The sequence below is a fragment of the Sphingobium indicum B90A genome, from assembly GCF_000264945.2.
In the GTDB taxonomy this organism is placed as follows: domain Bacteria; phylum Pseudomonadota; class Alphaproteobacteria; order Sphingomonadales; family Sphingomonadaceae; genus Sphingobium; species Sphingobium indicum.
Genome location: NZ_CP013070.1, coordinates 884,051 through 907,210, shown reverse-complemented (window position 1 = coordinate 907,210; position 23,160 = coordinate 884,051). Strand labels below are relative to the sequence as shown.

At 66.0% G+C, this 23,160-nt stretch carries 23 protein-coding genes; 9 read left to right on the top strand and 14 right to left on the bottom strand.

The genetic code is table 11. The features are described 5' to 3' along the window. The first annotated feature begins 2 nt into the window (after window positions 1-2). Window positions 3-299, top strand: coding sequence for a hypothetical protein (locus SIDU_RS19220; RefSeq protein ID WP_148663244.1), 297 nt, complete (start codon window positions 3-5; stop codon window positions 297-299). A gap of 77 nt (window positions 300-376) precedes the next feature. On the opposite strand, the gene SIDU_RS04460 is transcribed toward SIDU_RS19220, so the two are convergent. Genes SIDU_RS04460 through gatC form a run of 6 tightly spaced genes read right to left on the bottom strand, consistent with a single transcriptional unit; the run spans window position 377 to window position 5,331 of the window. Further along, the gene (locus SIDU_RS04460) at window positions 377-1,261 is read right to left on the bottom strand and encodes a hypothetical protein (RefSeq protein ID WP_037512216.1); all 885 of its coding nucleotides are present in this window, start codon (window positions 1,259-1,261) and stop codon (window positions 377-379) included. 49 nt (window positions 1,262-1,310) lie between these two features. Continuing rightward, window positions 1,311-2,813 (bottom strand): Asp-tRNA(Asn)/Glu-tRNA(Gln) amidotransferase subunit GatB, encoded by a 1,503-nt coding sequence (gene gatB, locus SIDU_RS04455; RefSeq protein ID WP_007686465.1) that lies wholly within the window; start codon window positions 2,811-2,813, stop codon window positions 1,311-1,313. Beyond that, window positions 2,813-3,229: a type II toxin-antitoxin system VapC family toxin gene (locus SIDU_RS04450; RefSeq protein ID WP_007686466.1), complete on the bottom strand. Its 417-nt coding sequence runs from the start codon at window positions 3,227-3,229 to the stop codon at window positions 2,813-2,815. Before SIDU_RS04450 ends, gatB begins: the two co-directional genes overlap by 1 nt. Next, window positions 3,226-3,519: an AbrB/MazE/SpoVT family DNA-binding domain-containing protein gene (locus SIDU_RS04445; RefSeq protein WP_007686467.1), complete on the bottom strand. Its 294-nt coding sequence runs from the start codon at window positions 3,517-3,519 to the stop codon at window positions 3,226-3,228. Before SIDU_RS04445 ends, SIDU_RS04450 begins: the two co-directional genes overlap by 4 nt. 43 nt (window positions 3,520-3,562) lie before the next feature. Then, window positions 3,563-5,047 (bottom strand): Asp-tRNA(Asn)/Glu-tRNA(Gln) amidotransferase subunit GatA, encoded by a 1,485-nt coding sequence (gatA, locus tag SIDU_RS04440; protein WP_007686468.1) that lies wholly within the window; start codon window positions 5,045-5,047, stop codon window positions 3,563-3,565. Further along, entirely contained in the window at window positions 5,044-5,331 is a 288-nt protein-coding gene (gene gatC, locus SIDU_RS04435) for an Asp-tRNA(Asn)/Glu-tRNA(Gln) amidotransferase subunit GatC (protein ID WP_007686469.1), read from the bottom strand. The genes gatA and gatC overlap by 4 nt, the downstream gene beginning before the upstream one ends. Before the next feature lie 107 nt (window positions 5,332-5,438). On the opposite strand from gatC, the gene SIDU_RS04430 reads away from it, so the two are divergent. Next, on the top strand, window positions 5,439-6,569 hold the full coding sequence (locus SIDU_RS04430) for a DUF3089 domain-containing protein (RefSeq protein WP_007686470.1): 1,131 nt from the start codon (window positions 5,439-5,441) through the stop codon (window positions 6,567-6,569). A 2-nt stretch (window positions 6,570-6,571) separates the two neighbouring features. Beyond that, window positions 6,572-7,042 carry a Holliday junction resolvase RuvX gene (ruvX, locus tag SIDU_RS04425; protein WP_007686471.1) on the top strand — a complete coding sequence of 157 codons (471 nt, stop codon included), beginning with the start codon at window positions 6,572-6,574 and terminating at the stop codon, window positions 7,040-7,042. Window positions 7,043-7,318: 276 nt separating this feature from the next. Here ruvX and SIDU_RS04420 read toward each other — a convergent pair whose 3' ends face one another. The 6 genes from SIDU_RS04420 to wecB form a co-directional block, all read right to left on the bottom strand. Next, entirely contained in the window at window positions 7,319-8,860 is a 1,542-nt protein-coding gene (locus SIDU_RS04420; RefSeq protein WP_457852760.1) for a L,D-transpeptidase family protein, read from the bottom strand. A gap of 11 nt (window positions 8,861-8,871) precedes the next feature. Continuing rightward, a complete protein-coding gene (locus SIDU_RS04415; RefSeq protein WP_007686476.1) occupies window positions 8,872-9,132 on the bottom strand; it encodes a hypothetical protein in 261 nt (86 codons plus the stop codon). Between the two features lie 600 nt (window positions 9,133-9,732). Continuing rightward, window positions 9,733-11,826 carry a GumC family protein gene (locus tag SIDU_RS04410; protein WP_007686479.1) on the bottom strand — a complete coding sequence of 698 codons (2,094 nt, stop codon included), beginning with the start codon at window positions 11,824-11,826 and terminating at the stop codon, window positions 9,733-9,735. Then, entirely contained in the window at window positions 11,826-12,536 is a 711-nt protein-coding gene (locus SIDU_RS04405) for a polysaccharide biosynthesis/export family protein (RefSeq protein ID WP_007686481.1), read from the bottom strand. Before SIDU_RS04405 ends, SIDU_RS04410 begins: the two co-directional genes overlap by 1 nt. A 110-nt stretch (window positions 12,537-12,646) precedes the next feature. Beyond that, window positions 12,647-13,957, bottom strand: a complete 1,311-nt coding sequence (gene wecC / locus SIDU_RS04400) for a UDP-N-acetyl-D-mannosamine dehydrogenase (protein ID WP_007686484.1) — start codon at window positions 13,955-13,957, stop codon at window positions 12,647-12,649. A gap of 158 nt (window positions 13,958-14,115) precedes the next feature. Then, on the bottom strand, window positions 14,116-15,258 hold the full coding sequence (wecB, locus tag SIDU_RS04395; protein WP_007686486.1) for a non-hydrolyzing UDP-N-acetylglucosamine 2-epimerase: 1,143 nt from the start codon (window positions 15,256-15,258) through the stop codon (window positions 14,116-14,118). A gap of 157 nt (window positions 15,259-15,415) precedes the next feature. Here wecB and SIDU_RS04390 point away from each other — a divergent pair, with 157 nt between their 5' ends. Then, a complete protein-coding gene (locus SIDU_RS04390; protein ID WP_013040480.1) occupies window positions 15,416-16,735 on the top strand; it encodes a UDP-glucose dehydrogenase family protein in 1,320 nt (439 codons plus the stop codon). Further along, window positions 16,735-16,860, top strand: a complete 126-nt coding sequence (locus SIDU_RS20200) for a hypothetical protein (RefSeq protein ID WP_007685378.1) — start codon at window positions 16,735-16,737, stop codon at window positions 16,858-16,860. The genes SIDU_RS04390 and SIDU_RS20200 overlap by 1 nt, the downstream gene beginning before the upstream one ends. Before the next feature lie 126 nt (window positions 16,861-16,986). Here SIDU_RS20200 and SIDU_RS04385 read toward each other — a convergent pair whose 3' ends face one another. Continuing rightward, window positions 16,987-17,835, bottom strand: coding sequence for an ABC transporter permease (locus SIDU_RS04385; protein WP_039979964.1), 849 nt, complete (start codon window positions 17,833-17,835; stop codon window positions 16,987-16,989). A 119-nt stretch (window positions 17,836-17,954) separates the two neighbouring features. Between SIDU_RS04385 and SIDU_RS04380 the strand changes: the two genes are divergently transcribed. Continuing rightward, entirely contained in the window at window positions 17,955-18,620 is a 666-nt protein-coding gene (locus SIDU_RS04380; RefSeq protein WP_007685383.1) for a GcrA family cell cycle regulator, read from the top strand. A gap of 80 nt (window positions 18,621-18,700) precedes the next feature. On the opposite strand, the gene SIDU_RS04375 is transcribed toward SIDU_RS04380, so the two are convergent. Beyond that, window positions 18,701-19,126 carry an organic hydroperoxide resistance protein gene (locus SIDU_RS04375; RefSeq protein WP_007685385.1) on the bottom strand — a complete coding sequence of 142 codons (426 nt, stop codon included), beginning with the start codon at window positions 19,124-19,126 and terminating at the stop codon, window positions 18,701-18,703. Between the two features lie 134 nt (window positions 19,127-19,260). Between SIDU_RS04375 and SIDU_RS04370 the strand changes: the two genes are divergently transcribed. The 3 genes from SIDU_RS04370 (at window position 19,261) to SIDU_RS04360 (ending at window position 23,009) form a co-directional block, all read left to right on the top strand. Beyond that, the gene (locus SIDU_RS04370; protein WP_007685387.1) at window positions 19,261-19,698 is read left to right on the top strand and encodes a MarR family winged helix-turn-helix transcriptional regulator; all 438 of its coding nucleotides are present in this window, start codon (window positions 19,261-19,263) and stop codon (window positions 19,696-19,698) included. Window positions 19,699-19,759: 61 nt separating this feature from the next. Continuing rightward, the gene (parE, locus tag SIDU_RS04365; protein ID WP_073507121.1) at window positions 19,760-21,736 is read left to right on the top strand and encodes a DNA topoisomerase IV subunit B; all 1,977 of its coding nucleotides are present in this window, start codon (window positions 19,760-19,762) and stop codon (window positions 21,734-21,736) included. 217 nt (window positions 21,737-21,953) lie between these two features. Then, a complete protein-coding gene (locus SIDU_RS04360; protein ID WP_039979969.1) occupies window positions 21,954-23,009 on the top strand; it encodes a transglutaminase-like cysteine peptidase in 1,056 nt (351 codons plus the stop codon). Window positions 23,010-23,160 lie beyond the last annotated feature (151 nt).

The following is a 23,160-nucleotide window of genomic DNA, read 5'->3' as shown; positions in this document are numbered from 1 at the left end:
GCATGGACAAATTCGAAAATGTCGTGGAATTGGCCGGGCGCGGTCATCAGTTTTCCGTCACCCCGGAATGGGGAATGACGGCAAACCACCCAAATCGCTCAGTCCGTCGAGTCCTGAACTTGTCCACGCTGCCTGCAGCGTTTTCCAAGCAGATGAATCATCTGCTGACTTGGGAAACGCGGCAAAGCAAGAGCCTGGAGCGGCCGATCCGATGCAGTCGGATCGGAATCCGCTCCAGCACTGAATTGGCGGGCCACACCCCACAGACCCTCCCGGCCCGCCGATCCGCCATGACATGAGCCGCCTCCCAACGGCGTCATGGCAGTGAAGGAAGGGGCGCTGCCTTCCCCCGGCAGCGCCCCTTTTTTTAACCGCTTCAAGGTCGGACCGCGAAATCGAAGATCCCCGCGCCGCCCGTGCCGCCGCCCCACATGCCAGGACCGGAGCCGGCGCTGACGGAATAGAGGAAGCCATATTCGCCCGCGCCCAGATCCGCCTTCGGCATGACCTTGAAGACGCCGGGCGCCACCTGCTCATAGTCGAAGGCGATGCGGTCCTTGTCCATGACTCCGGACTTGGCGCCGCCCAGGTTCATGCTGCCGACGCGGGTTTCGCGACGGCCCTTCTTCACGTCGAACTGGATCAGGCTGAATTCATTGGGCGAGGTGATCGCCGCCGCTGGCCCCCCCAGCCAGAGCGACGGCGCACCCGCCTGCGACAGGCTGCGATTGGCCTCGTCAAAGTAGAAATAGAAGGTCGGCCGCGCCTTGCCCGACGCGATCCGGGCGCTGACATTGGGTATGACCGCCTTGATGCTGAGCGAGGCGATGCCCCCCGTGAAGGCATAGCCCAGTATCCCGCCCGTCTTGCTCTGGTTGGAAATGGTGGGATCGATCCGCGCCATGCGGGCAGGCTCCGCGCCTTCGACCAGCATGTAGATGCCGGAAGGATGCGGCACCAGCGGATCGGGCGAGTCCGCCGACATGGCCGCCTTGGCCGAGGTGATGCCCTGCGATCCCGCCTCGATCATCGCGGCGATGACGGGGCCGGAAACGCCGTTCTTCTTGAGCGCGATGAGGTCTTCGGTGGACAGCCTGTACCGGGCGGGCGAAGCCTTGATCTTCGCGATCACAGCTTCATCCCCCAGACCGGCCGATACCAGCGCCACGACGCTGTCATTGTCGAGCGTTTCCGCCCGCGCCGCGACGGTCGCGATGCATGCCGCGAGGCTCAGCCCCACGGCGAAAATCCCCCTTTTCATATCCACCCCCTGAAACCAGGCCGGCATCCCCAATGCCGGCCCCCATGACTTAACTCAAAGCCTTCCTGATCAGTTCGTTGACGACCTGCGGATTGGCCTTGCCCTGCATCGCCTTCATCGTCTGGCCGACGAAGAAGCCGAACAGCGCTTCCTTGCCCGCCTTATATTGTTCGACCTTGTCGCCATTGTCGGCCAGCACCTTGGCCACCGCCGCCTCGATGGCGCCGGTGTCGCTGGTCTGCTTCAGGCCCTTTTCCTCGACGATCTTGGGCGCGCTGTCGCCGGTTTCGAGCATGATCTCGAACACCTGCTTGGCGATGGTGCCGCTGATCGTGCCGTCCGCGATCAGGGCCAGCAGTTCAGCGCCTTCCTCCGGCCCGACCGGGCTGTCCTCCAGGCTCTTGCCCAGACGATTGAGCGCACCGTAAAGCTCCGACAGCAGCCAGTTGGCCGAAGCCTTGGCCACCTCGCCCTCGCTCTTCTTCTGGATGCGCGCGCCCTCGGCCAGCAGCGCCTCGAACCAGCGGGCGGTGTCGGCGTCGGCGGTCAGCGTGGCGGCATTATAGGCGCTAAGCCCCAGATCCTTCTCATAGCGGCGACGCTTGGCGTCGGGCAGTTCGGGCAGCGACTGGCGGCATTCCTCCAGAAATGCGTCGTCCAGTTCCAGCGGCAACAGGTCCGGATCGGGGAAATAGCGATAGTCATGCGCGTCTTCCTTCGACCGCATGGAACGCGTTTCATTCCTGTCCGGATCGTAGAGGCGCGTTTCCTGCACCACCTTGCCACCGGCTTCCAGCACGTCGACCTGCCGGTTGGCTTCATGCTCGACCACCGCCATGACGAAACGAACCGAGTTCACATTCTTCGTCTCGGTACGGGTGCCGAATGGCTCGCCCGGCTTGCGGACCGAGACGTTGACGTCGGCGCGCATCGAACCCTGATCCATATTGCCGTCGCACGACCCCACATAGCGCAGGATCGTCCGCAGCTTCGACAGATAGGCCCCGGCCTCGGCGGGGGAGCGCATGTCGGGCTTCGACACGATCTCCATCAGCGCGACGCCCGAACGGTTCAGGTCGACATAGGAGCGCGTCGGATGCTGGTCGTGCATCAGCTTGCCCGCATCCTGCTCGACGTGGATGCGTTCGATGCCGATCTTCTTGGTCGCGGCGTCGGGATTCTTGTCGTCCAGACTGATCTCGATGGCGCCCTCGCCCACCAGCGGGTGGTAGAGCTGGCTGATCTGGTAGCCCTGCGGCAGGTCGGCGTAGAAATAGTTTTTCCGGTCGAAGCGCGACCATTTGTTGATCTGCGCCTTGATCGCCATGCCGGTGCGCACCGCCTGGCGGATGCATTCGCGATTGGGCACGGGCAGCATGCCGGGCATGGCCGCGTCGACAAGGCTCACCTGCGTGTTCGGCTCCGCCCCGAAAGCCGTGGCGGCGCCGGAAAAGAGCTTCGCCTGGCTCGTCACCTGCGCATGGACTTCCAGGCCGATCACGACCTCCCACTCGCCGGTTGCGCCCTGGATGCGATAGGTTGATTCGGTCATCAGTCGTCCTCTGAAGGCGTGATCAATGACACGCCGGGGAAATAGCTTCTGTAAAAGCGCGGGTCGCGGGTCAGGATGGTGGCTCCCGCCGCCTGCGCATGCCCGCCGATGAAGAAATCGGCGAGGATGGATTTTGCCGCTCCGGCTTGCCGCCGGGCACGATGAACCTCAAACGCCCGCCCGGCCTGGAATGCGCCTTCGTCGGTCAGCGGCTCAATCATGATCAGCATGGAGGCCAAGACGGCCCTGAGATCGGCCAATGCTTCAAACCGTGGCGCGATCTCGCCTACCACCACCGGATTGACGAACAGAGAGGCTCCGAAAGCGGCGCGATTGATGTGGGCGAACGACCAGTCGAACCACTGCGGATCACGATCGAAAACATCTATGAGCACGTTTGAATCAATCAGGATCACGGTTCGTAACTACCCCGTATCTCCCGCATATATTCATCCGTGCTCATGCCGTCCGGATTCGGATATTTTCCGGCGATCGCCATGATGGCTTCACGCACCCGCCGGCTCCGTTCGCTGGCCTCCTCCAGGCTGAAACCCAGAGGGGTGACCACCACCTGGCCTTCGCCATTGACCGTCACCTTATAGGGTTGCCCCGGAACCAGACCAGCGGCGTCACGCATGGCCTTGGGGATCAATATTTGCCCCTTGCTCGTCATGGTTCCGGTTTCGATCTTGCTCGGCGCGTTCATCGTCAATCTCCAGTGTTACCAAGGTAACACTTCGACCTGGATATTACCACCACTTGTCCGGCCGCGCCGCAAAGCCTGCGCGTTCTTCAATCGCAAGGCCCGCGTTCAGCACGGTCTGCTCGTCCAGCGCCTTGCCGATGATCTGGAGACCCAGCGGCAGTCCCTGCGCATCCAGCCCGCCCGGCACCGCCATGGCGGGCAGCCCCGCCAGCGAAGCGGGCACGGTGAAGACATCGTTCAGATACATGGCCAGCGGATCGGCCTGCTTCTCCCCCAAAGCGAAGGAAGCGCTGGGCGCGGTCGGCGTCAGCAGCAGGTCGCACTTCTCGAAAGCCTGCTCGAAATCCCGCGCGATCAACGCCCGGACCTTCTGCGCCTGCGTATAATAGGCGTCGTAGAAACCCGCCGACAGCACATAGGTGCCGATCATGATGCGGCGCTTCACCTCCGGCCCAAAACCCGCGGCGCGGGTCGCGGCATACATGTCCTGCAACCCCGCTCCATCGGGCAGATCGCGCTGCCCGTAACGCACGCCGTCATAGCGGGCGAGGTTCGAGGACGCCTCGGCAGGCGCGATGATATAATAGGTCGGCAGCGCATATTTGGTATGCGGCAGGGACACGTCCACCACCTCGGCGCCCGCATCCTTCAACCATTCGATGCCGCGATCCCACATGGCGGAGATTTCCGCGTTTAGCCCATCGGGTCGATATTCCTTGGGAATGCCGACCTTCTTCCCCTTGAGATCGCTCGACAAATTGGCTTCCCACTGCGGCACTGCCAGGTCGAGCGAGGTCGAATCCTTCGGATCGAAGCCCGCCATCGTCTCAAGCAGGATCGCATTGTCCCGCACCGTGCGCGCCATCGGCCCGGCCTGATCGAGCGAAGACGCAAAAGCCACGATCCCCCAGCGCGAACAACGCCCATAGGTCGGCTTGATCCCCGAAATGCCGGTGAAGGCGGCAGGCTGGCGGATCGACCCGCCCGTGTCGGTCCCGGTCGCCGCCGGGCAGAGCCGCGCCGAAATCGCCGCCGAAGACCCGCCCGAAGACCCCCCCGGCGCCAGCGCGGCATTGTCGCCGCCGCCACGCCGCCAGGGCGAGATCACATTGCCGAAATAGCTGGTCTCGTTCGAAGAGCCCATGGCGAACTGGTCGAGGTTCAGCTTGCCCAGCATGCCCGCGCCCGCATCCCACAGCTTCCTCGAAACCGTGGACTCATAGGTCGGCGTGAACCCCTCCAGCATGTGGGAGGCGGCGGTCGTCTGCACGCCCTCGGTGCAGAACAGATCCTTCATGCCGATCGGCACGCCCGAAAGCGGCTTCAGCGCCTCCCCCGCGGCCTTCGCCCTATCGGCGGCGTCGGCCGCTTCCAGCGCCTTTTCCGGCGTCTCGACGATGAAGGCATTGAGCGCCTTGGCGGCGGCGACATTGGCGTTGAACGCCTCCGCCACTTCCCGCGCCGAAAAATCGCCCGCGCGGAAACCGTCGCGGATTTCCGCGACCGTCAGATCAGTAAGCTCGGTCATTCGATCACCTTCGGCACCGCGAAAAAGCCATGCTCGGCCTGCGGCGCATTGGCCAGCACCCGGTCGCGGACATTGCCGTCGGTGACGACATCGTCGCGCAGGCGCAGCTTGTTGGGGATGACGGCGGTCATCGGCTCCACGCCGGTCACGTCCACCTCCCCCAATTGCTCCACCCAGCCCAGGATGTTGTTGAGTTCGGGCACCATGGCTTCGGCTTCGGCGTCGGTCACCGAAATGCGCGAAAGGCTGGCGATCTTTTTCACGGTCTGAAGGTCTATCGACATGGCCCCGCCGCTACCATCGGCACCTCCATGCTTCAAGTCCTTGCGCGCATGACGCGCTTGCGCCAGACAGGGATATATCAGCATCGCAGCCAGATGGAGAGCGCCAGTTGGCCCGCAAGTTCCTCTATGTCGTAACCGGCCTGATCGTGCTGGTGATCGCGGCATTGCTGGCCTATCGCCTCTGGGGCATGCAGTTGATCCGGGCGGTGATGGTCCCGCGGGAGGCGTTCGCGCAGATTCCGCCCCTGCCCGCCAACGCCTATGACGATCCGAAGATGTGGATCGCCCGGCCCGACATTGTGAAGGACAATCCGGCGCTCTGGACGCCGGAGGGCGTGAAGGACGTCCCGGCCCCGGCAAAGGCGCCGGAAAAGGCAGCAATCTTCTTCATCCACCCGACATCCTACATCACCACGCTGGGCGACGCCCATTGGAACATGCGGCTGGACGATCAGGAAGCGCTCGCCACCGCCAGGCGCTTCGTGCAGAGCCAGGCGAGCGCCTTCAACGCGGCCGGTTCCATCTGGGCGCCGCGCTATCGCCAGGCCAATTACGGGGCGTTCCTGACCGACAAGCCCGCCGCAGAACAATCCCTCGCCGCCGCCTATCGCGACGTCGCGCAGGCCTTCGCCGCTTTCCTCAAGGCCAATCCGCAAGGCCCCTTGATCCTCGCCGCGCACAGCCAGGGAACGCGCCACCTGCTCCAGTTGCTGCGCGAACGGGCGGCGGACAAATCCCTTACCGACCGCGTCGCCGCCGTTTACGCCGTGGGCTGGCCCATCTCCGTCGAGGCCGACCTGCCTGCCCTCGGCCTCCCCGCCTGCGCCAGGCGCGATCAGGCGCATTGCATCGTAAGCTGGCAGAGCTATGCCGAACCGGCCGATCCTTCCGCCGTCATCGAAAGTTTCGAGCGCAAGCCCAGCTTCACCGGCAGGCCGCACAAGGGCACGCACATGCTCTGCACCAACCCCATCACCGGCGCGTTCAACGGCTCGGCACCGGCCAGCGCCAATCGCGGCACGCTGGACGCCCGCGACGCGGACAAGCCGACCCGGATCGTCCCCGGCATCGTCCCCGCCCGCTGCGACACCAGCGGCGTGCTGATGATCGGGGAGCCGGTGGACATGGGGCCGTTCACCCTGCCGGGGAATAATTACCACGTCTATGACTATGCGCTGTTCTGGGCCGATGTGCGCGAAGACGCCAGGCAGCGGCTGGCCGCGTTCCTGAAGAAATAAGCATGTCCATCCTCACCGCCGACCGCGCGGCCTTCCGCGAAGCCCTGCCCCATGGCGGCCGCCTGATCGGGCTGGACGTCGGCACCAAGACCATCGGCATTGCGCTGTGCGACGCGGGCTGGTCCATCGCCAGCCCGGCCCACACGGTTTCACGCGGCAAGTTCAGCAAGGACAAGATCGCCCTTGCCGCCTTCATGGAGCAGCAGCAGGTGAAGGGCGTGGTGATCGGCCTGCCGCTCAACCTGGACGGCAGCGAAAGCCCCCGCAGCCAGGCGAGCCGCGCCTTCGGACGGAACATCGCGGACCTGGGCCTGCCGATCCTGTTCTGGGACGAACGCTGGTCGACCCAGGCGGTGACGCGCACCCTGCTGGAAGCCGACGCCAGCCGCGCGCGAAGGGGCGAACTGGTGGACAAGCTGGCGGCCAGCTACATATTGCAAGGCGCAATAGATGGACTGATGGCGGGGTTCTAACCCCCACCCCGTTCGCTTCGAGCAAAGTCGAGAATTAAGTGATTTTGGGTGGGGATCGGACATCCCCCCTCCCGCAGGCGGGAGGGGGTTAGGGGGTGGGCTAGCGCGACATAAGCGGCTATTTCCATCGGCTAAGCCGGAAGCTCCCCCGGATCAAGTCCGGGGTCGCGCCCACCCCTAGCCCCTCCCGCTTGCGGGAGGGGAATGTCTTGGATTAGCCATTTCCCGGCATCCAAATTGTCCGCGCCGCCCACCCCCAAAACAAGCCCAGCCGCCCTAAACCCCATCCCGTCCATAGACATCCGGCAAAAACCGCACCCCATCCCCCAAAGGCACCGCCGTCAGATAGGTCAGATAGACCGGCACGGGCTGGGGCAGCGGCACATGCTGTTCCGGCTTGTCGCTGGCGGGCTTCAACGGCTTGCCGAAGAACCAGCGTCCCAGCCGCTGCGCATCCTCCAGCCGCACGCAGCCATTGCTGAACTGCCGCGCCGGTTTCGCCAGCAGGTCGCGGGATGGCGTGTCGTGCAGGTAGATGCCAAGGTCGTTGGGGAACATGAACTTGACCTTCCCCATGGCGTTGTCGCCGCCGGGAAGCTGCCGCACGCGCAATTCCGTGCGCCCGTCGGCCACCGCCCGCCAGTCGACCGCCGCCGGATCGAGCTTCCGCGCATTGGCGCTCCAGTCGGACAGCGCCTCGTAGCGCAGCTTCGTCAGCGAAGCGCCGTTCAGCATCCGGGGTGCCAGCTTCCGTTCGACCAGATCGGACGGCACGTTCCAATAGGGATTGAGCGTCGCATAGCGCACCATGCCCGCCATCATCGGCGTCTGGCTTTCCTTCGCCCCGACCACGACCTTCATCGTGCCGTCCTGCGCGCCCTTGCTGAAATACCAGAGGCGGGCGGAGGCCGCATCCACCACCACATGCCGCACCTGCGGGCCGGGCAACAGCCGCGCGCGTTCCAAGTTGAGCGCGATCAGCCGGTCATAATGGTCGTCGCCCCGGTTGAGGGCGGCGATGGTCGCCGCGCCCGCGACGCCATCGGGCTTGAGGCCGTGGTCGGCCTGAAACGCCTTCACCCTGGCGACCAGCGCCTTGTCATAGGCGGCCCCGCTCGCCAGCCCCAGGCGGCGGCGAAGCGCCACGGCACCCGCCTTCATGCCGGGGCGCAACTTGACATCGGCCGGCACCGGCACTTGCGGCAGGCCGCCCCAGCGCTGGGCGAAGTCCGTCCGCGCCTCGCGCAGCTTCACGTAGATGGGGCTCATCCAGCCGATCGACCGCACATAATCGACAAAGGACGGCGCCACCGCGGCGGCGCGCAGAATTTCCTTCGGTTCCTCGTCCTTCGGCTCCACCTCCGGATCGAGATAGCGCACCTTCACCTTGCGCGATGGCTTGCGCATGTCGCCCGCCAGCGCGGCGAAGGCCCTGGACAGGGCGATGTCAGCCCGCGCCAGGAGCCGGGGATCGCCGCTGGCATCGGCGTCCTTCGCCAGGGCCTTGAGCTCGCGGGCGCCATAGTCCTTCGGTTTCAAGCCGTCCGCATCGGCTCCCTCGATCAGCGCGATCAGGGCGTCGGCCTGCGGACCGACCCGGCCCCGTTCGATCCAGAGCGGCCAATAGCCGCGAGGGGCGTAGAAATCCCTCAGCTTGCCACCCGCGGACGAACGGATTTCCGCCGCCACGCTGGTGCGCTGGACGTCCGCGGCAGGGGCCGGTTGCGCCGCGGCCTGGGCAGGCCATGCCGCCAGCGCAAGCGCCGGAAGCAGGATGCCATGGAGCAAAGGGGCGCGGCGACGGCGCCGCGCCCGCAAATATGCGTTTGTCAGCCGCGTTCTCCGCGACGCGAGGGCGGCGGAGGCGGCGGGGGCGGCGGACAGGGCGGACCCTGGATTTCATGATACATGCCGTCGGGCGAATAATAGCCGTCGACGATGCCGTCGCCATTGCGATCCGCCGCGACGGTGCCGCTGATCGCGCCCGGACCGACCGGCGGCGCAGGCGCGACAGGCTCGTTGCCGGTCGACGCGCAGGCACTAAGCGCAAGCGCCGTGCCGCCGAGAAGCGCCAATAAGCTGATTTTCATACCCTCTCCCTTGGCGCTTCGAGGACCGTGCGCCGACTAGACTGCGGAAGCTGCGCAAGGCAGCGCGGATGTAACGACCAGCCGAGTGGTTGGATTCCATTACCGCTGCGGAATGACGACGATCCGTGCCTGAGCAACGATTAACCGTTACGCGATGATTTGGGTAGGGAGCGGACGCTCGCCTATTCGTCACCCCGGACTTGACCCGGGGCCCCGCTGCCTTGGGCGGGGCACGGACTCAGAAAGAAAGCGGGATCCCGGATCAAGTCCGGGGTGACGGTAAATGATGTCCGCAACTGGCCATTTCCGGACATCAATTCCTCCCTACGCGCAGCGTGGGGAGGGGGACCGCCGCCGAAGGCGGTGGTGGAGGGGAGAGTCCGCAGGGCGCCGGAGGTCGTGCCCCATTCCCCTCCACCAGCCTTCGGCTGGTCCCCCTCCCCATCTCTCGATGGGGAGGAATAGGATAGGTCGGCTAACCACCCTTCTCCGTCATTCCCGCGAAAGTGGGAATCTATCTCTCGACGTCACATCAAGCGCAGCGCTGGGGAGATGGATTCCCGCTTTCGCGGGAATGACGGGGGGAGGTCGAAGGTCTCTTTAGCCGCCCCGGTGATAGTCATATTCGAAGGGGCGGCCTTCCTGTTTGGTGAGGATCGCGCCGATGATCGCGCCGCCTGCCCGCCGCAGCCGGTCGACCGCCACACGCAGGCCGCCATGGTGGTTGCGGCCCCATTCGACCACCAGCAGCGTCACCTGCGCCTTGCTCGCCAGCAGGCAGGCGTCGGACAGGCCCAGGACAGGCGGCGCGTCGATCAGCACCGTGTCGTAGCGTTCGCGCACGGTCGCCAGCAGGGAGTCCATCGCGGGCGTAACCAGCAGTTCGGCCGGGCTGGGCGGGATTGCGCCGCAGGGGAGCAGGGACACGCCCGGCACGCCGCTGTCGACGATGACTTCATCCATCTTCGCCTGGCCCGTCATCAGTTCGCTGATGCCGCGGGTGGGCGCAATGCCGAACAGGCTGTGCTGCTTGGGCCGCCGCATGTCGGCGTCGATTACCAGCACCCGCTTGTCGAGCTTCGCCAGCGCCTTCGCCAGCGCATATAGGGTCGAGGACTTCCCCTCCCCCTCCTGAGCGCTGGTGACGAGGATGGAGCGCGGCAGGCCAGCCGCCGAACCCAGCAGCAGCGCGGAGGCCATGGGCGCGAAAATCTCCGCCGCCGGTTTCTCGCCCGCCGGGACAGCGCCGAGGAGGGGCAGGTTGATCCGTTCGGCCAGCGTGTCGGCTGACGTCACGGCGTCATCAAAGATATGCCGTCCGGCGACCGCCATCAGGCCGAGGATCAGCCCACCCAATGAAGCGAACAGCATGGTGACGCCGATATTGGGCGAGGATGGGCGCGAGGGCACCGCCGCCCGGTCCAGCGGCTGGATGCGGCCCGCCTGGAAGCCCGCCTGGGAGGCCATGTCGCGATAGCGCTGGAGCAGGCTGTCGTGCAGCAGGCGGTAGGTGTCGACCTGCCGCTCCAGGATGCTCATCTGCACGCCGCGTCCGCGTTCGGCCTGGGCCTGCCGCTCGACCTTGGCGATTTCGGACTGGATCTGCTTTTCGCCATGGACGGCGACGTCGAACTGTTCCTTGAACGAGGCGCGGATGGTGTTCGCCATCCCCTCCGCCTGATCGTCCAGCGCGGCCAGCCGGGCGCGGGCTTCGCGCATTTCGGGGTGGGCGTCCTTGCGGAACTGGCGTTCCTGCACGACCTGCGCCCGCGCCTGCGCCCTTTCCGTCATGATCTGCTGCATCGCGCCGTTGTTCAGCACTTCGGGCAGGGTTTCGACGCTGGACAGGCGGGCGCTTTCCCAGCGCTTCTGCGCGGCGATGCGGTCGGCTGTCGCCTGGGCGCGGAAGGCGTTGAGCTGCGCCAGCCGGGTCGCGGTGGTGCCTTCGGGCGGGGGGCTGTCGCCATCGTTCGATTCCGGCGGGGCCATGACCCCGGCGTTGGCGGCATAGACCGCCAGATCGCGCTCCGCCCGTTCCAGATCCTTGCGCGCTCCGTCCAGTTCCCCCAGCAGGAAGCGGCGGGCCTGCACGCCGGATTCGAAGCCGCGTTTCAGGTCGGCGCGGATCAGGCTGTCGGCATAGCTGTTGGCGACGCGGGCCGACAGCACGGCGTTGGCGCTGGTGAAGCCGATGCGGATGACGCGGGACTTGCCCGGCAGTTCGACATGCAGATTGTCGCGCAGCAGGTTCACGACCATTTCGGTTTCCACCTGCCGCTGGCTGAGCGAGCCTGCGCCCCGCTCCGGGCGGCGGACGTCCATGCCGTCGAAGAAGGTGCGGCTGCCGACCAGCGCCAGTTCGCGGGCGACATCCTCCGCCAGGGCGCGGCTGCGCAGCACCTCCAGTTCGGTCTGCATCAGCGCTTCATTGTCGGACGGGGTCGCTTGCCGTTGCGCGGCGGCGGCGCCTGCGGCTCCGGCGGGGACATCCTCCACCTCGACCGAGGCGGTCGCCCGGTAATCGGGGGTGGAGAGCAGGATGAAGACCACGCCCGCCAGCACGCAGAGCGCCATGGTGACGAACAGGATGATGCGATGCCGCCGCACCGCCGTCCATGCGCCGTTGGCGGCGGCGGCGAAGCGCGCGGGGCGGCCCTCCATCGCGGCGTCGATCAGCAGGCCCGGTCCCGCCATCAGAGCCCCCCGTCCAGCGCGACGAAGCCCGCGCCGACCGCCGGCAGGGCGAGCAGCGCGCCGCCCAGCACCGCCTTGGCGCGGGAGAGGCCGACGATGATCGTGTCGCCGGGCAGGATTTCGGGATCGGGTGCTTCGCCCTTGCGGATAGCGCCGAGGTCGAACATCGCCGCCTTGCGCTGTCCGTCGGACTGGCGGACCACGACGACGCGGCTGAGGCTGGCGAGGCGGGTCGGCCCCTTGGCGAGGGCGACCGCCTGTTGCAGGCCGAGGCGGCCGTCGAGCGGGAACAGGCCCGGTTCGCGGACTTCGCCGTCGATGGTGATACGGCGGCCCACCGCCTTCTTGACGAAGACCGTCACCTGCGGGGAGACGAGGTAGCGGTCGCCCAGCCGGCCGGCGATGACGTCGGAAGCCTCGCTGGCGGACAGGCCCGCGATGGAGACGTCGCCGATCAGCGGCATGCGCACCATGCCCGCCGCCGTCACCTGCGCGTCTTCCAGCGACAGGCCCGGTTCGTGATAGACCTGGATACGCAATATATCGTCGGGGGAGATGCGGTAATCGACGCCGACGGCCGGGGCTGGCGGGATGGCGGCATAGGCGGCCTCCCCCTTCGGCGCGTCCTCCACGGTGGAGCAGGCGCCGAGCAGCGCGCAGGCCATGATCGTGGCCAGCATCCGGTTCCTGCTGTCGGTCGGCCGGTTCATGCCGTGAGAAATCCCCGCAAATTCATCGGGCACGCATGAAGCCTGCCGTTGCGGGTGGGGTTAACGGCGCGGCGGGGACATGGCAACCATGGCCGCGTTCGCGCCGCCGATCAGATGGCGATCCGGGCCTGATCCGGGGCAGTCTGACCGGCACTTGGTCGCCGGGGCTGATCCGGCCAGACGCCGCGCGTGTCGTAGACCGCCTTGTCGGCGCGTTCGTCCACCGGGACCGATTTGAACATGTCATGATCGACAAGAATGACGAAAACGCCGCATTGTTCCAGAGCCGTATCGAGATCGATCAGTTCGGCGCCGGTTCCGGCGAACTCCATCGGCAGGTCATGGGCATAGGGTTCGACCAGCTTGATGCGGCGGCCGTAGCGTTTGGCGAGGCGGGCGGCGACCTTCACGGCGGGGCTTTCGCGGAAATCGTCGATATTGGGTTTGAAGGCGAGGCCGAGGCAGGCGATGTCCTCGCCGGGGAACTCGTCGATCAGGTCGGAGGCCTTGGCGACGACATAGTCGGTCTTGCCGTCATTGACTTCGCGGGCGGTGCGGATGAGGCGGCTGTTTTCCGGGTCGCCATGGACGATGAACCAGGGGTCGACCGCGATGCAGTGGCCGCCGACGCCGGGGCCGGGCTGGAGGATGTTGACGCGGGGGTGGCGGTTGGCGAGGCGGATGACTTCCCACACGTCGATGTCCATGCGTTCGGCAATGACGGACAGTTCGTTGGCGAAGGCGATGTTGACGTCGCGGAAGCTGTTTTCGACCAGCTTCACCATTTCGGCGGCGCGGGCCGACGTGGTGATGCAGGCGCCCCGCACGAACTGGCGGTAGAAGCCCAGCGCCTTGCGGGCGCAGCGGGGGGTGATGCCGCCGATACAACGGTCATTGTCGATCAGTTCGACCAGGATGCGGCCGGGAAGGACGCGCTCCGGGCAATAGGCGATGGCTATGTCGCCCGCCACGCCGGGTTCGGGCATTTTGAGGTCGGGGCGGATCTGAGCGAAGAGGTCGCGCATGGCTTCGGTGGTGCCGACCGGGGAGGTGGATTCCAGGATCACCGTGTCGCCCGATTTCAGGACTTGCGCGACGGTGCGGGCGGCTTTCAGGACATGGCTGATGTCGGGAGCGCGGTCTTCGGCGACCGGCGTGGGGACGGCGATGATGAAGACGTCGCTGGGCTCGACCTCCAGGCTGGCGCGGAGGTTGCCGCGGGAAACCACGCCTTGCACCAGGCCGTCGAGGTCGACTTCCTCGATATGGACGCGGCCGCTATTGACCGTCTCCACGACATGGGTGCTGACGTCGACGCCGACCACCTGCGCGCCGCCGCGAGCGATCAGGGCGGCGGTCGGCAGGCCGATATAGCCCAGGCCAATGACGGATACCTTCTGCTGGAGCTTTTCGAGGGGCATGGGGGAGTCCTGGGAAGCCGATGATTGGCCTCGCTTTGTAACGGGAAATGCTGAAGATTTCGGTAATATTGGTGACAATAACAGCGTGTTGCGAAGGCAGGAACCCAGGTCAGACGGCGGGACTGGGTTCCTGCCTTCGCAGGAACACGGTGCGTTGATTAGGCAGCTTCTTCCAAGCCATCAGACTGCGCGCTGGCGGCGATGATGGTCGCGATCCGTTCTGCCGCGTGGCCGTCGCCGAAGGGGTTGTGGGCGCGGGACATGGCGGCGTAGGCGGCTTCGTCATCCAGCAGGGCGAAGACCGACTGGACGATCTTCGTTCGGTCGGTGCCGACCAGTTTCGCCGTGCCGGCCGTCACCCCTTCCGGGCGTTCGGTGGTTTCGCGCATCACCAGCACCGGCTTGCCGAGCGAGGGCGCTTCCTCCTGCACGCCGCCGCTGTCGGTCAGGACGAGATGGCAGAGGTCCAGCAGGCGGACGAAATGGGGATAATCCAGCGGCTCGATCATGGCGACATTGGGCAGGCCGCCCAGCACCGCGTCCATGACCGGGCGGACATGGGGGTTGGGGTGGACGGGGAAGATCACCGCCACGTCCGGGCGCTCCGCTATGTCAGCGATGGAGCGGGCGATTGCCTCCATGCCGCCGCCGAAATTCTCCCGCCGGTGGCTGGTGACGGCGACGATGCGCTTGCCCGCGAAACGCCCGGCCAGATCGTCGAGGCCTGACGCGAGGCCGGGTTCGGCCAGCACCCGCTTACGGGTGGCGAGCAGCGCGTCGATCACCGTGTTGCCGGTGACGTGGATGGTCGCCGGGTCGCGATTTTCCGCCAGCAGCGCATCGGCGGCGGCCTGCGTCGGGGCGAAGTTCATGTCGGCGATGCAGGCGACGACGCGGCGGTTCACCTCCTCCGGCCAGGGGTGGTGGATGTCGCCGCTGCGCAGGCCCGCCTCGACATGGGCGACCGGAATCTTGCGGTAATAGGCGGCCAGGCTGGCGACCATGGTGGTGAGGGTGTCGCCATGGACGACCACGCGGTCCGGCTTTTCCGCGTCGAAGGCCTTGCCCAGTTCCACGATCAGCTTCGCCGTCAGGCCATCCAGCGTCTGGTTCGGCGTCATCACGTCCAGGTCGATGTCGGGCGCGATCCCGGCAATCTCCAGCACCTGATCCAGCAGGCCGCGATGCTGCGCGGTCACGATCAGGCGGGTTTCCACATCATCCCGCGCCCGCAGCGCATGGATCACCGGAAACAGCTTGATCGCCTCGGGGCGCGTCCCGAACACCAGCGCAACCTTCATTCGTCATCCTTTGCAAGCCGTCTTTCGGGTAAGTCTCTGGCAGAAAATGGTAACCATCCCCTGAACATGGGTAATCCCGACGCCCGCTTTCGCATTGGCCGACAGCTATGCTAGAGGCCAGCGGGACCATCTTTCCCAATCGAGGGCTCAGTAATTTATGAAGATCACGATGATCGGCACGGGCTATGTCGGGCTGGTGTCAGGCGCCTGCTTCGCCGATTTCGGCCATGACGTGGTGTGCGTGGACAAGGATGCGGGGAAGATCGCCGCCATCGAATCCGGGCGCATGCCGATTTTCGAACCCGGCCTCGACCATCTGGTGGGCAGCAATGCGGCGGCCGGGCGGCTGACCTTCACCACCGATCTGGCGGCGGGCGTGAAGGGCGCGGACGCGATCTTCATTGCCGTCGGCACGCCGTCGCGGCGCGGCGACGGTCATGCGGATTTGAGCTATGTCTATGCGGCGGCGAAGGAAATCGCGGAAGCGCTGGATGGGCCGACCGTCATCGTCACCAAGTCCACCGTTCCGGTCGGCACCGGGGACGAGGTCGAGCGGATCGTGCGGGAAGCGCGGCCTGACCTGGACATACAGGTGGTGTCCAACCCCGAATTCCTGCGCGAGGGCGCGGCCATCGGCGATTTCAAGCGGCCCGACCGCGTCGTCGTCGGCACGACGGGCAATGAGCGAGCCATCGACGTGATGGCGCAGGTCTATCGTCCGCTGAACCTCAACCAGGCGCCGGTCATGTTCACCGGGCGGCGGACGGCGGAGTTGATCAAATATGCCGCCAACGCCTTTCTGGCGACCAAGATCACCTTCATCAACGAGATGGCGGACCTGTGCGAGGCGGTCGGTGCGGAGGTGCAGGACGTGTCGCGGGGAATCGGCCTCGACAACCGGATCGGGTCGAAATTCCTGCATGCCGGGCCGGGCTATGGCGGTTCCTGCTTCCCGAAGGATACGCTGGCGCTGGTGAAGACCGGGCAGGATTATGACACGCCGATCCGCATCGTGGAGACGGTGGTGCAGGTGAACGACCTGCGCAAGCGGGCCATGGGGCGCAAGATCGTGAAGGCGCTGGGCGGCGAGGCGCGGGGCAAGACGGTCGCGCTGCTGGGACTGACCTTCAAGCCCAATACCGACGACATGCGCGACGCGCCCAGTCTGGCCATCGTGCAGGCGCTGGAGGATGCGGGGGCGCGGATCGTCGCCTATGATCCGGAGGGCATGGCGGTCGCCGCGCCGCTGATGCCGGGGGTCAGCATGGCGAAGGACGCCTATGAGGCGGCGGCCGGAGCCGATGCGCTGGTGCTGGTGACGGAATGGGATGCGTTCCGGGCGCTGGACCTGAAACGGCTGGCGGCTTCGATGAACGGGGCGGTGCTGGTCGACCTGCGCAACATCTATCCGCGTAGGGAGGCGGAAGCGGCTGGCTTTGCGCTGACGCGGGTCGGAGGCAAGGGCATTTCGGCCTGATGCGGTTGAAACCGGAGGGCGGGCGCGACGAGCGCGCCCTGCCCCGGCTGAGTCATTGGGTGATGGCGGCGCTTGCCCTGTGCGCGATCATGCTGGTGGTGCCGGTGATTGCGGGGTTGACCTGATAGAACGACGTGCTCCTGCGAAGGCAGGAGCCTAGCTCGATGTCGGATTGATTAGGGAAGGCCTGAACTGGGCTCCTGCCTTCGCAGGAGCACGTTATCTTATGCTCATCCCTATGCTCACTTTGGTCAGGCCTTCAGCTTCCACCCTCGCTTGAGCAGCGCGTAGCACAGCACGCCCAGCGCGACGTTCAGGCCCAGCAGCACAAGGCTGCCCACCACCACATCGCCGTCCGCCGCCGCGACGAAGCCGTAGCGGAAGCCGGAAATGGCGTAGAAGAAGGGGTTGGCATGGCTGATCGCGCGGAAGACGGGGGCGAGGCGGTCGATGGAATAGAAGGTGCCCGACAGCAGCGTCATCGGCCCGATCACGAAATTGGTGATGGCGGCGGCATGGTCGAACTTTTCCGCCCAGATGGAGGTCAGCACGCCGATGAAGGCGGTCAGCCCCGCGCCCATCAGCCCGAACCACAGGATCGCCCAGGGATGCGCCGGGGTCACATGCACGCCCGGCCACAGCGCCATCGCCGCCCACAGCGCCAGCCCCACGCAAAAGGCCCGCGTCACCGCCGCGCCCACCAACGCCAGCAGCAATTCGCCGACCGACAGCGGCGGCATCAGATAATCGATCAGCGTGCCCTGCATCTTGCCCGCCAGCAGGGAGAAGCTGCTGTTGGCGAAGGCGTTGTTCATCATGCCCATGATCATCAGGCCCGGCGCGATGAAGTCGGCGAAGGGCACGCCCAGCACATGGCGATTGGCCCCGCCCAGCGCCAGGGTGAAGATGACCAGGAACATCAGCGTCGTCACGGCGGGCGCCCAGATGGTCTGGAGCTGCACCTTCATGAAGCGCCGGATTTCCTTCCGGTAGAGCGCGCGCGTTCCCGCCCAGTTGATGTTGCGGATGACCATTTCGCCCGGCTCGTGGAAAGGCGGCCGGTGCGACGGGGAGACAGCAATTTTGGACTGGTCGTTCATGGTCGGATCGACTATCGGCTGAGGGGTTGTGCCGCAAGGGCGTTATGCACGGGAAATTGAACCCCGGGCCGGCGCGCCCCATATAGGGCGCGAATTTTGAGATTTTGAGGAGTCATTCATTGTCCTGGACCGACGAGCGCATCGACCAGCTCAAGGCAATGTGGGAACGGGGCCTGACCGCCAGCCAGATCGCCGACGAACTGGGCGGGGTCAGCCGCAACGCCGTGATCGGCAAGGCCCACCGCCTGGGCCTGCAATCGCGCCCATCCCCGGTGAAAGCCAACGAGGTGCCGAAGAAGGCGGCGCCGCCCGCGCGCAAGCCCGCGCCCGAAGCCGAAGCGCCCAAGCCCGCCGCGCCGGTGCAGCATGCCGCGCCCGCCCCGGTTCGGCCTGCCGCGCCTGCCCCTGTGTCGGCCGCTCCGGCGGCGGAAGCGCCCGCCGCGCCGCAGCCGCGCATCATCTCCGTGGGACCTGGCGGCTTCCTGCGCCAGGGGCCGGGCGACCAGCAGGCGCCGATCCCCCCTGCCCCGCCGCGCCGCCTGGTTCCCGCCAAGCCCAGCCCGGACATTGCGGGCAAGACGTCGCTGCTGGACCTGACCGAGCGCATCTGCAAATGGCCGATGGGCCATCCGGGCGAGCCGGATTTCCATTTCTGCGGCGAAGCGGTGAACCCCGGCTTCCCCTATTGCGTCGAACATTGCGGCCGCGCCTATCAGGCGCAGCTGCCGCGCGGCACGCGCCGTCCGCCGCCGCCCTTGCCCTTCGGCGGGCCGCGGGTTCGCTGATTGCCCGGCATGAAAAAAGGGCCGCTCCAGTCAGGAGCGGCCCTTTTTCATTGGCCCCGCGCCGGGATCGGACACCCACATCAGACGATGGTCAGCCCGACGTCGAGGTTATTGCGCGTGGCGTTGGAATAGGGGCAGATCTGGTGCGCCGCCTCGACCAGCCTTTCCGCGTCGGCGCGCTCCACGCCCGGCAGGCTGATTTCCAGATCGGCGGTGATGCCGAAGCCGCCCGCCGAGCGCGGGCCGATCCCGACCGTCGCGGTGACGCTGACATCCTGCGGCACGCGGATCTTCAACTGGCCGCCCGCGACCTTCAGCGCGCCGATGAAACAGGCCGAATAGCCCGATGCGAAAAGCTGTTCGGGGTTGGTGCCGTCGCCGCCGGGTCCGCCCAGTTCCTTGGGGGTGGACAGCTTCACGGCGAAACGGCCGTCTTCCGTGCGGGCTTCGCCGTCGCGGCCGCCGGTGGCCGTGGCGCGGGTGACATATTTCACATCGATGGACATGGGCTTGCTCCTTTATAGTCTGCGATAATGTTTATCGCAATAAATATCGAATAAGCGAGTCGCGCCCTCTTGTCCAGCATTTATTTATCGCGATATATATTTCCATGCCATGGAACCGGCAAAGGAGACACGTCATGCCCGCCGCCCTGCCTTTGGACGATCAACTCTGCTTCTCGCTCTATGCCGCCAGCATGGCCATCGGCCGCGCCTACAAGCCGATGCTGGACCGGCTGGGCATCACCTATCCGCAATATCTGGTGCTGCATGCCTTGTGGGAGCAGGACGGCCGCACCATCGGCCAGATCGCGGAGCGGCTGTCGCTCGAATCCAGCACGGTGACGCCGCTGGTCAAAAGGCTGGAGGCGGGCGGCTTCCTCACCCGCGCCCGCAGCGCGGCGGACGAACGGCGCGTGGACGTGCGCCTGACGGAGCGCGGCGCCGCGATGCGAGAGGAATGCGGATGCCTGGGCGAGGCGCTGCTGGAACGGTCGGGCATGGACGGGGCGCAACTGGCCGACCTCAATGGGCGGGTGAAGCAATTATGGGGGGCGTTGCGCGATCCTCTGCCCTGACCTCCCTGCCATGACGAACGCGCGCTTGCGCCCGCCGCCCGCCTGCTTATAGCTTGCGTCCATGTCCGAAGACCTGTTCGCCGCCAATTCCTCCACCGCCCCGCAATATGACGCCTCCGCCATCGAAGTGCTGGAGGGGCTGGAGCCGGTGCGCCGGCGCCCCGGCATGTATATCGGCGGCACGGACGAGCGCGCGCTGCACCATCTGGCCAGCGAAGTGCTGGACAACAGCATGGATGAGGCGGTGGCGGGCCACGCCACGCGGATCGAGGTGCTGCTGGAGCCGGGCAACAGGCTGACCATCACCGACAATGGCCGGGGCATCCCGGTCGATCCGCATCCCAAATTTCCGGGCAAGTCGGCGCTGGAGGTGATCCTGACCACGCTGCATTCGGGCGGCAAGTTCAGCGACAAGGCCTATGCGACGTCGGGCGGCCTGCACGGCGTCGGCATCAGCGTGGTGAACGCGCTGTCGATCAGCACGGTGGTCGAGGTGGCGCGCAACAAGGAATTGTTCCGCCAGAGCTTCACCCAGGGCCTGCCCAGCAGCGACCTTCAGAAGGTCGGCGCGGCGCCCAACCGGCGCGGCACGTCGGTCAGCTTCATTCCCGACACGGAGATTTTCGGGGAGCAGAAGTTCAAGCCGTCCCGCCTCTACCGGCTGGCGCGGTCCAAGGCCTATCTGTTCGCGGGCGTGGAAATCCGGTGGAAATGCGCGCCGGAACTGATCGCCGACGAGACCCCGGCGGAGGCTGTGTTCCAGTTTCCCGGCGGGCTGGCGGATCATCTGAAGGAACAGGTGGGCGACCGAGAATGCGCGACGAGCGCCTTCTTCTCCGGATCGCAGGATTTTCCCGACGCGGCGGGTCGGGTCGAGTGGGCGGTGGCGTGGCCGCTCTGGTCGGACGGCTCCTATAGCTGGTATTGCAACACCATCCCCACGCCCGACGGCGGCACGCATGAGACCGGCCTGCGCGCCGCTTTGGTGAAGGGCATCCGCGCCTTTGGCGATCTGGTGGGGCAGAAGAAGGCGAAGGACATCACCGCCGACGATATCGTGACCTCTTCGGAGATCATGCTGTCGGTCTTCATCCGCGACCCGCAGTTCCAGAGCCAGACGAAGGACCGGCTGACCAGTCCGGAGGCGGCGCGGCTGGTCGAAAATGCGGTGCGCGACCATTTCGACCATTATCTGTCCGACCATATGGAGCGCGGCAAGGCGCTGCTCGCCTATGTGCTCGACCGGATGGACGAACGGCTGAAGCGCAAGCAGGAGAAGGAGGTCAAGCGTAAGACCGCGACCAATTCGCGCAAGCTGCGCCTGCCGGGCAAGCTGACCGACTGTTCCAACGACGATCCGGAGGGCGCGGAGATTTTCCTGGTCGAGGGGGATTCGGCGGGCGGCTCCGCCAAGCAGGCGCGGGACCGCAAGACCCAGGCGATCCTGCCCCTGCGCGGCAAGATATTGAACGTGGCATCCGCCAACACCGCCAAGATCCTGGCCAATCAGGAGATTGCCGACATGATCCTGGCGCTGGGCTGCGGCACGCGCAAGGACTGCAATCCCGACAATCTGCGCTACGAACGCATCGTCATCATGACCGACGCCGATGTCGACGGCGCGCATATCGCAACGCTGCTGATGACCTTCTTCTTCCAGGAGATGCCGGAACTCGTGCGGCGGGGGCATCTCTATCTGGCGCAGCCGCCGCTCTATCGGCTGGTGGCGGGAGGCAAGAGCCTCTACGCCAGGGACGACGCGCATCGCGAGGAAATCCTGGCAAAGGAGTTCAAGGGCAAGAAGGTGGAGGTCAGCCGCTTCAAGGGGCTGGGCGAGATGAATCCCGGCCAGTTGCGCGAAACGACGATGGACCCCAAGACCCGCAGCCTGATCCGCGTCACGCTGCCCGACGATATCGAGGACCGGCAGCAGGTGCGCGAACTGGTCGAGCGGCTGATGGGCACCAATCCGGCGCATCGCTTTGCCTTCATTCAGGAGAATGCGGCGAATGTGGATGAGGAAAGCATCGACGCCTGAGAAGCGATTTACTTGAAAATCGCGGCAACCAGATTTCGCGATTTACTGGAAAATCGCGGCGATCGGATTGCGCGATTTACTGGAAAATCGCGACGGGCGGATTTCGCGGTTTGACTGAAAATGGCCCGGCAAAAAACTGCCGGCAATTTTTTGCCTACCGGCGCGTTAACCAGCGCGGGGCACCTGATGTTCAAATTTCGGCGCGATACCGGCAAGCATGTCAGGCTTCGCCCCGTCCTGTTGCACGGCCCCTTGCCGCACCGCGCTTCGCGCCGCCCCTGCCCTGCTGCTGGCAATCGCGAGCGGCCATGCCTTGGCTCAGGCTCCGCTGGCGGCGTTCCCGGACGCTTTCGGTCATAGCCGCGCCTATACGCCCGCCGAACGCATCTCCGCCAATCTCCTCGCCGGCGGCATGAGCCGTCTGGCGGCGATCAGCGCGCAGCAGGGCGGCGCGGCGAGTCCCGCGCCCTGGGCGACGCAACCGGCCGCTCCGGATGCGATCGTCAACGAAAGGCGCATCAGCGACTTCAGCGGCAAATTGCCCGGCTGGCGGTTGCAGGGCGTCCAGCTTTCCGTGGTGAGCTATCGCCAGCCGGAACTGGTGCCGGGCTTCATGCGGGGTTTCCTTCCCGCGCCGACGGCTGCCGCTGTTCCGCAGGCGAGCGCCTTCGTCATGCCGGTTCGCCAGGTTCCCGCGCTTTCGGGCCAGGTCATGCCGCCGCGCAACGGCCAACCCGATGTGTTCGGATCGGTCGCCATGCCGATTTCCCGGACGCTGCTGGACGGCAAATGGGCCTCCGTTTCGGCGGCGCTGCCCGGCAAGGGCGTGTGGAGCGGCATGTTGAACGCAGCGCGAGGATCGGCGGCGCAGCAGCAGGTCGAGATGATCAATAGCTGGGTCAACGGGCGGCTGCGCTTCGTGGACGACCGGCAGGGCGGCGACAATTGGGCGTCGGCGGCGCGGACGCTGCAAAGCGGCGTCGGCGATTGCGAGGACTATGCCATCGCCAAGATGAAGCTGCTGGAGGCGGCCGGTTTCGACCGGCATTCGATGTTCCTGGTGATCGCCCGCGATCTGGTGCGGCAGGCGGACCATGCCGTGCTGGCGGTGCGGATCGGCGGGGAATTGATGATCCTGGACAATATGACCGACCGGGTGCTGCCTTCGTCCAGCGTCGGGGACTATCGGCCGATCATGAGCTTCAACGCCTTTGGGCGGTGGACCCATGGCTATCGCGTGACGCCCGCGAAGGTGCAGTTCGCGGCGCGGTGAGCGAGTCCTGGGTGGCAAATGGCCATTTCAGGACATCAATTCCTCCCTGCGCGAAGCGTGGGGAGGGGGACCATGCGAAGCATGGTGGAGGGGAAATGGCGTGACCTGCGTATCTTTCCCTCCACCAGCCTTCGGCTGGTCCCCCTCCCCA

Excerpts from the sequence above, each read along its gene's own strand:
- SIDU_RS04370 (WP_007685387.1), top strand. The coding sequence starts at position 19,261 with ATGCCCGCCGCCCTGCCTTTGGACGATCAACTCTGCTTCTCGCTCTAT.
- SIDU_RS04390 (WP_013040480.1), top strand. The coding sequence starts at position 15,416 with ATGAAGATCACGATGATCGGCACGGGCTATGTCGGGCTGGTGTCAGGC.
- gatC (WP_007686469.1), bottom strand. The coding sequence starts at position 5,331 with ATGTCGATAGACCTTCAGACCGTGAAAAAGATCGCCAGCCTTTCGCGC.
- SIDU_RS04460 (WP_037512216.1), bottom strand. The coding sequence starts at position 1,261 with ATGAAAAGGGGGATTTTCGCCGTGGGGCTGAGCCTCGCGGCATGCATC.
- SIDU_RS04415 (WP_007686476.1), bottom strand. The coding sequence starts at position 9,132 with ATGAAAATCAGCTTATTGGCGCTTCTCGGCGGCACGGCGCTTGCGCTT.
- SIDU_RS04410 (WP_007686479.1), bottom strand. The coding sequence starts at position 11,826 with ATGGCGGGACCGGGCCTGCTGATCGACGCCGCGATGGAGGGCCGCCCC.
- SIDU_RS19220 (WP_148663244.1), top strand. The coding sequence starts at position 3 with ATGGACAAATTCGAAAATGTCGTGGAATTGGCCGGGCGCGGTCATCAG.
- gatA (WP_007686468.1), bottom strand. The coding sequence starts at position 5,047 with ATGACCGAGCTTACTGATCTGACGGTCGCGGAAATCCGCGACGGTTTC.
- SIDU_RS04360 (WP_039979969.1), top strand. The coding sequence starts at position 21,954 with ATGTCAGGCTTCGCCCCGTCCTGTTGCACGGCCCCTTGCCGCACCGCG.
- SIDU_RS04385 (WP_039979964.1), bottom strand. The coding sequence starts at position 17,835 with ATGAACGACCAGTCCAAAATTGCTGTCTCCCCGTCGCACCGGCCGCCT.
- wecC (WP_007686484.1), bottom strand. The coding sequence starts at position 13,957 with ATGCCCCTCGAAAAGCTCCAGCAGAAGGTATCCGTCATTGGCCTGGGC.
- SIDU_RS04375 (WP_007685385.1), bottom strand. The coding sequence starts at position 19,126 with ATGTCCATCGATGTGAAATATGTCACCCGCGCCACGGCCACCGGCGGC.
- SIDU_RS04445 (WP_007686467.1), bottom strand. The coding sequence starts at position 3,519 with ATGAACGCGCCGAGCAAGATCGAAACCGGAACCATGACGAGCAAGGGG.
- ruvX (WP_007686471.1), top strand. The coding sequence starts at position 6,572 with ATGTCCATCCTCACCGCCGACCGCGCGGCCTTCCGCGAAGCCCTGCCC.
- gatB (WP_007686465.1), bottom strand. The coding sequence starts at position 2,813 with ATGACCGAATCAACCTATCGCATCCAGGGCGCAACCGGCGAGTGGGAG.
- SIDU_RS04405 (WP_007686481.1), bottom strand. The coding sequence starts at position 12,536 with ATGAACCGGCCGACCGACAGCAGGAACCGGATGCTGGCCACGATCATG.
- wecB (WP_007686486.1), bottom strand. The coding sequence starts at position 15,258 with ATGAAGGTTGCGCTGGTGTTCGGGACGCGCCCCGAGGCGATCAAGCTG.
- SIDU_RS20200 (WP_007685378.1), top strand. The coding sequence starts at position 16,735 with ATGCGGTTGAAACCGGAGGGCGGGCGCGACGAGCGCGCCCTGCCCCGG.
- parE (WP_073507121.1), top strand. The coding sequence starts at position 19,760 with ATGTCCGAAGACCTGTTCGCCGCCAATTCCTCCACCGCCCCGCAATAT.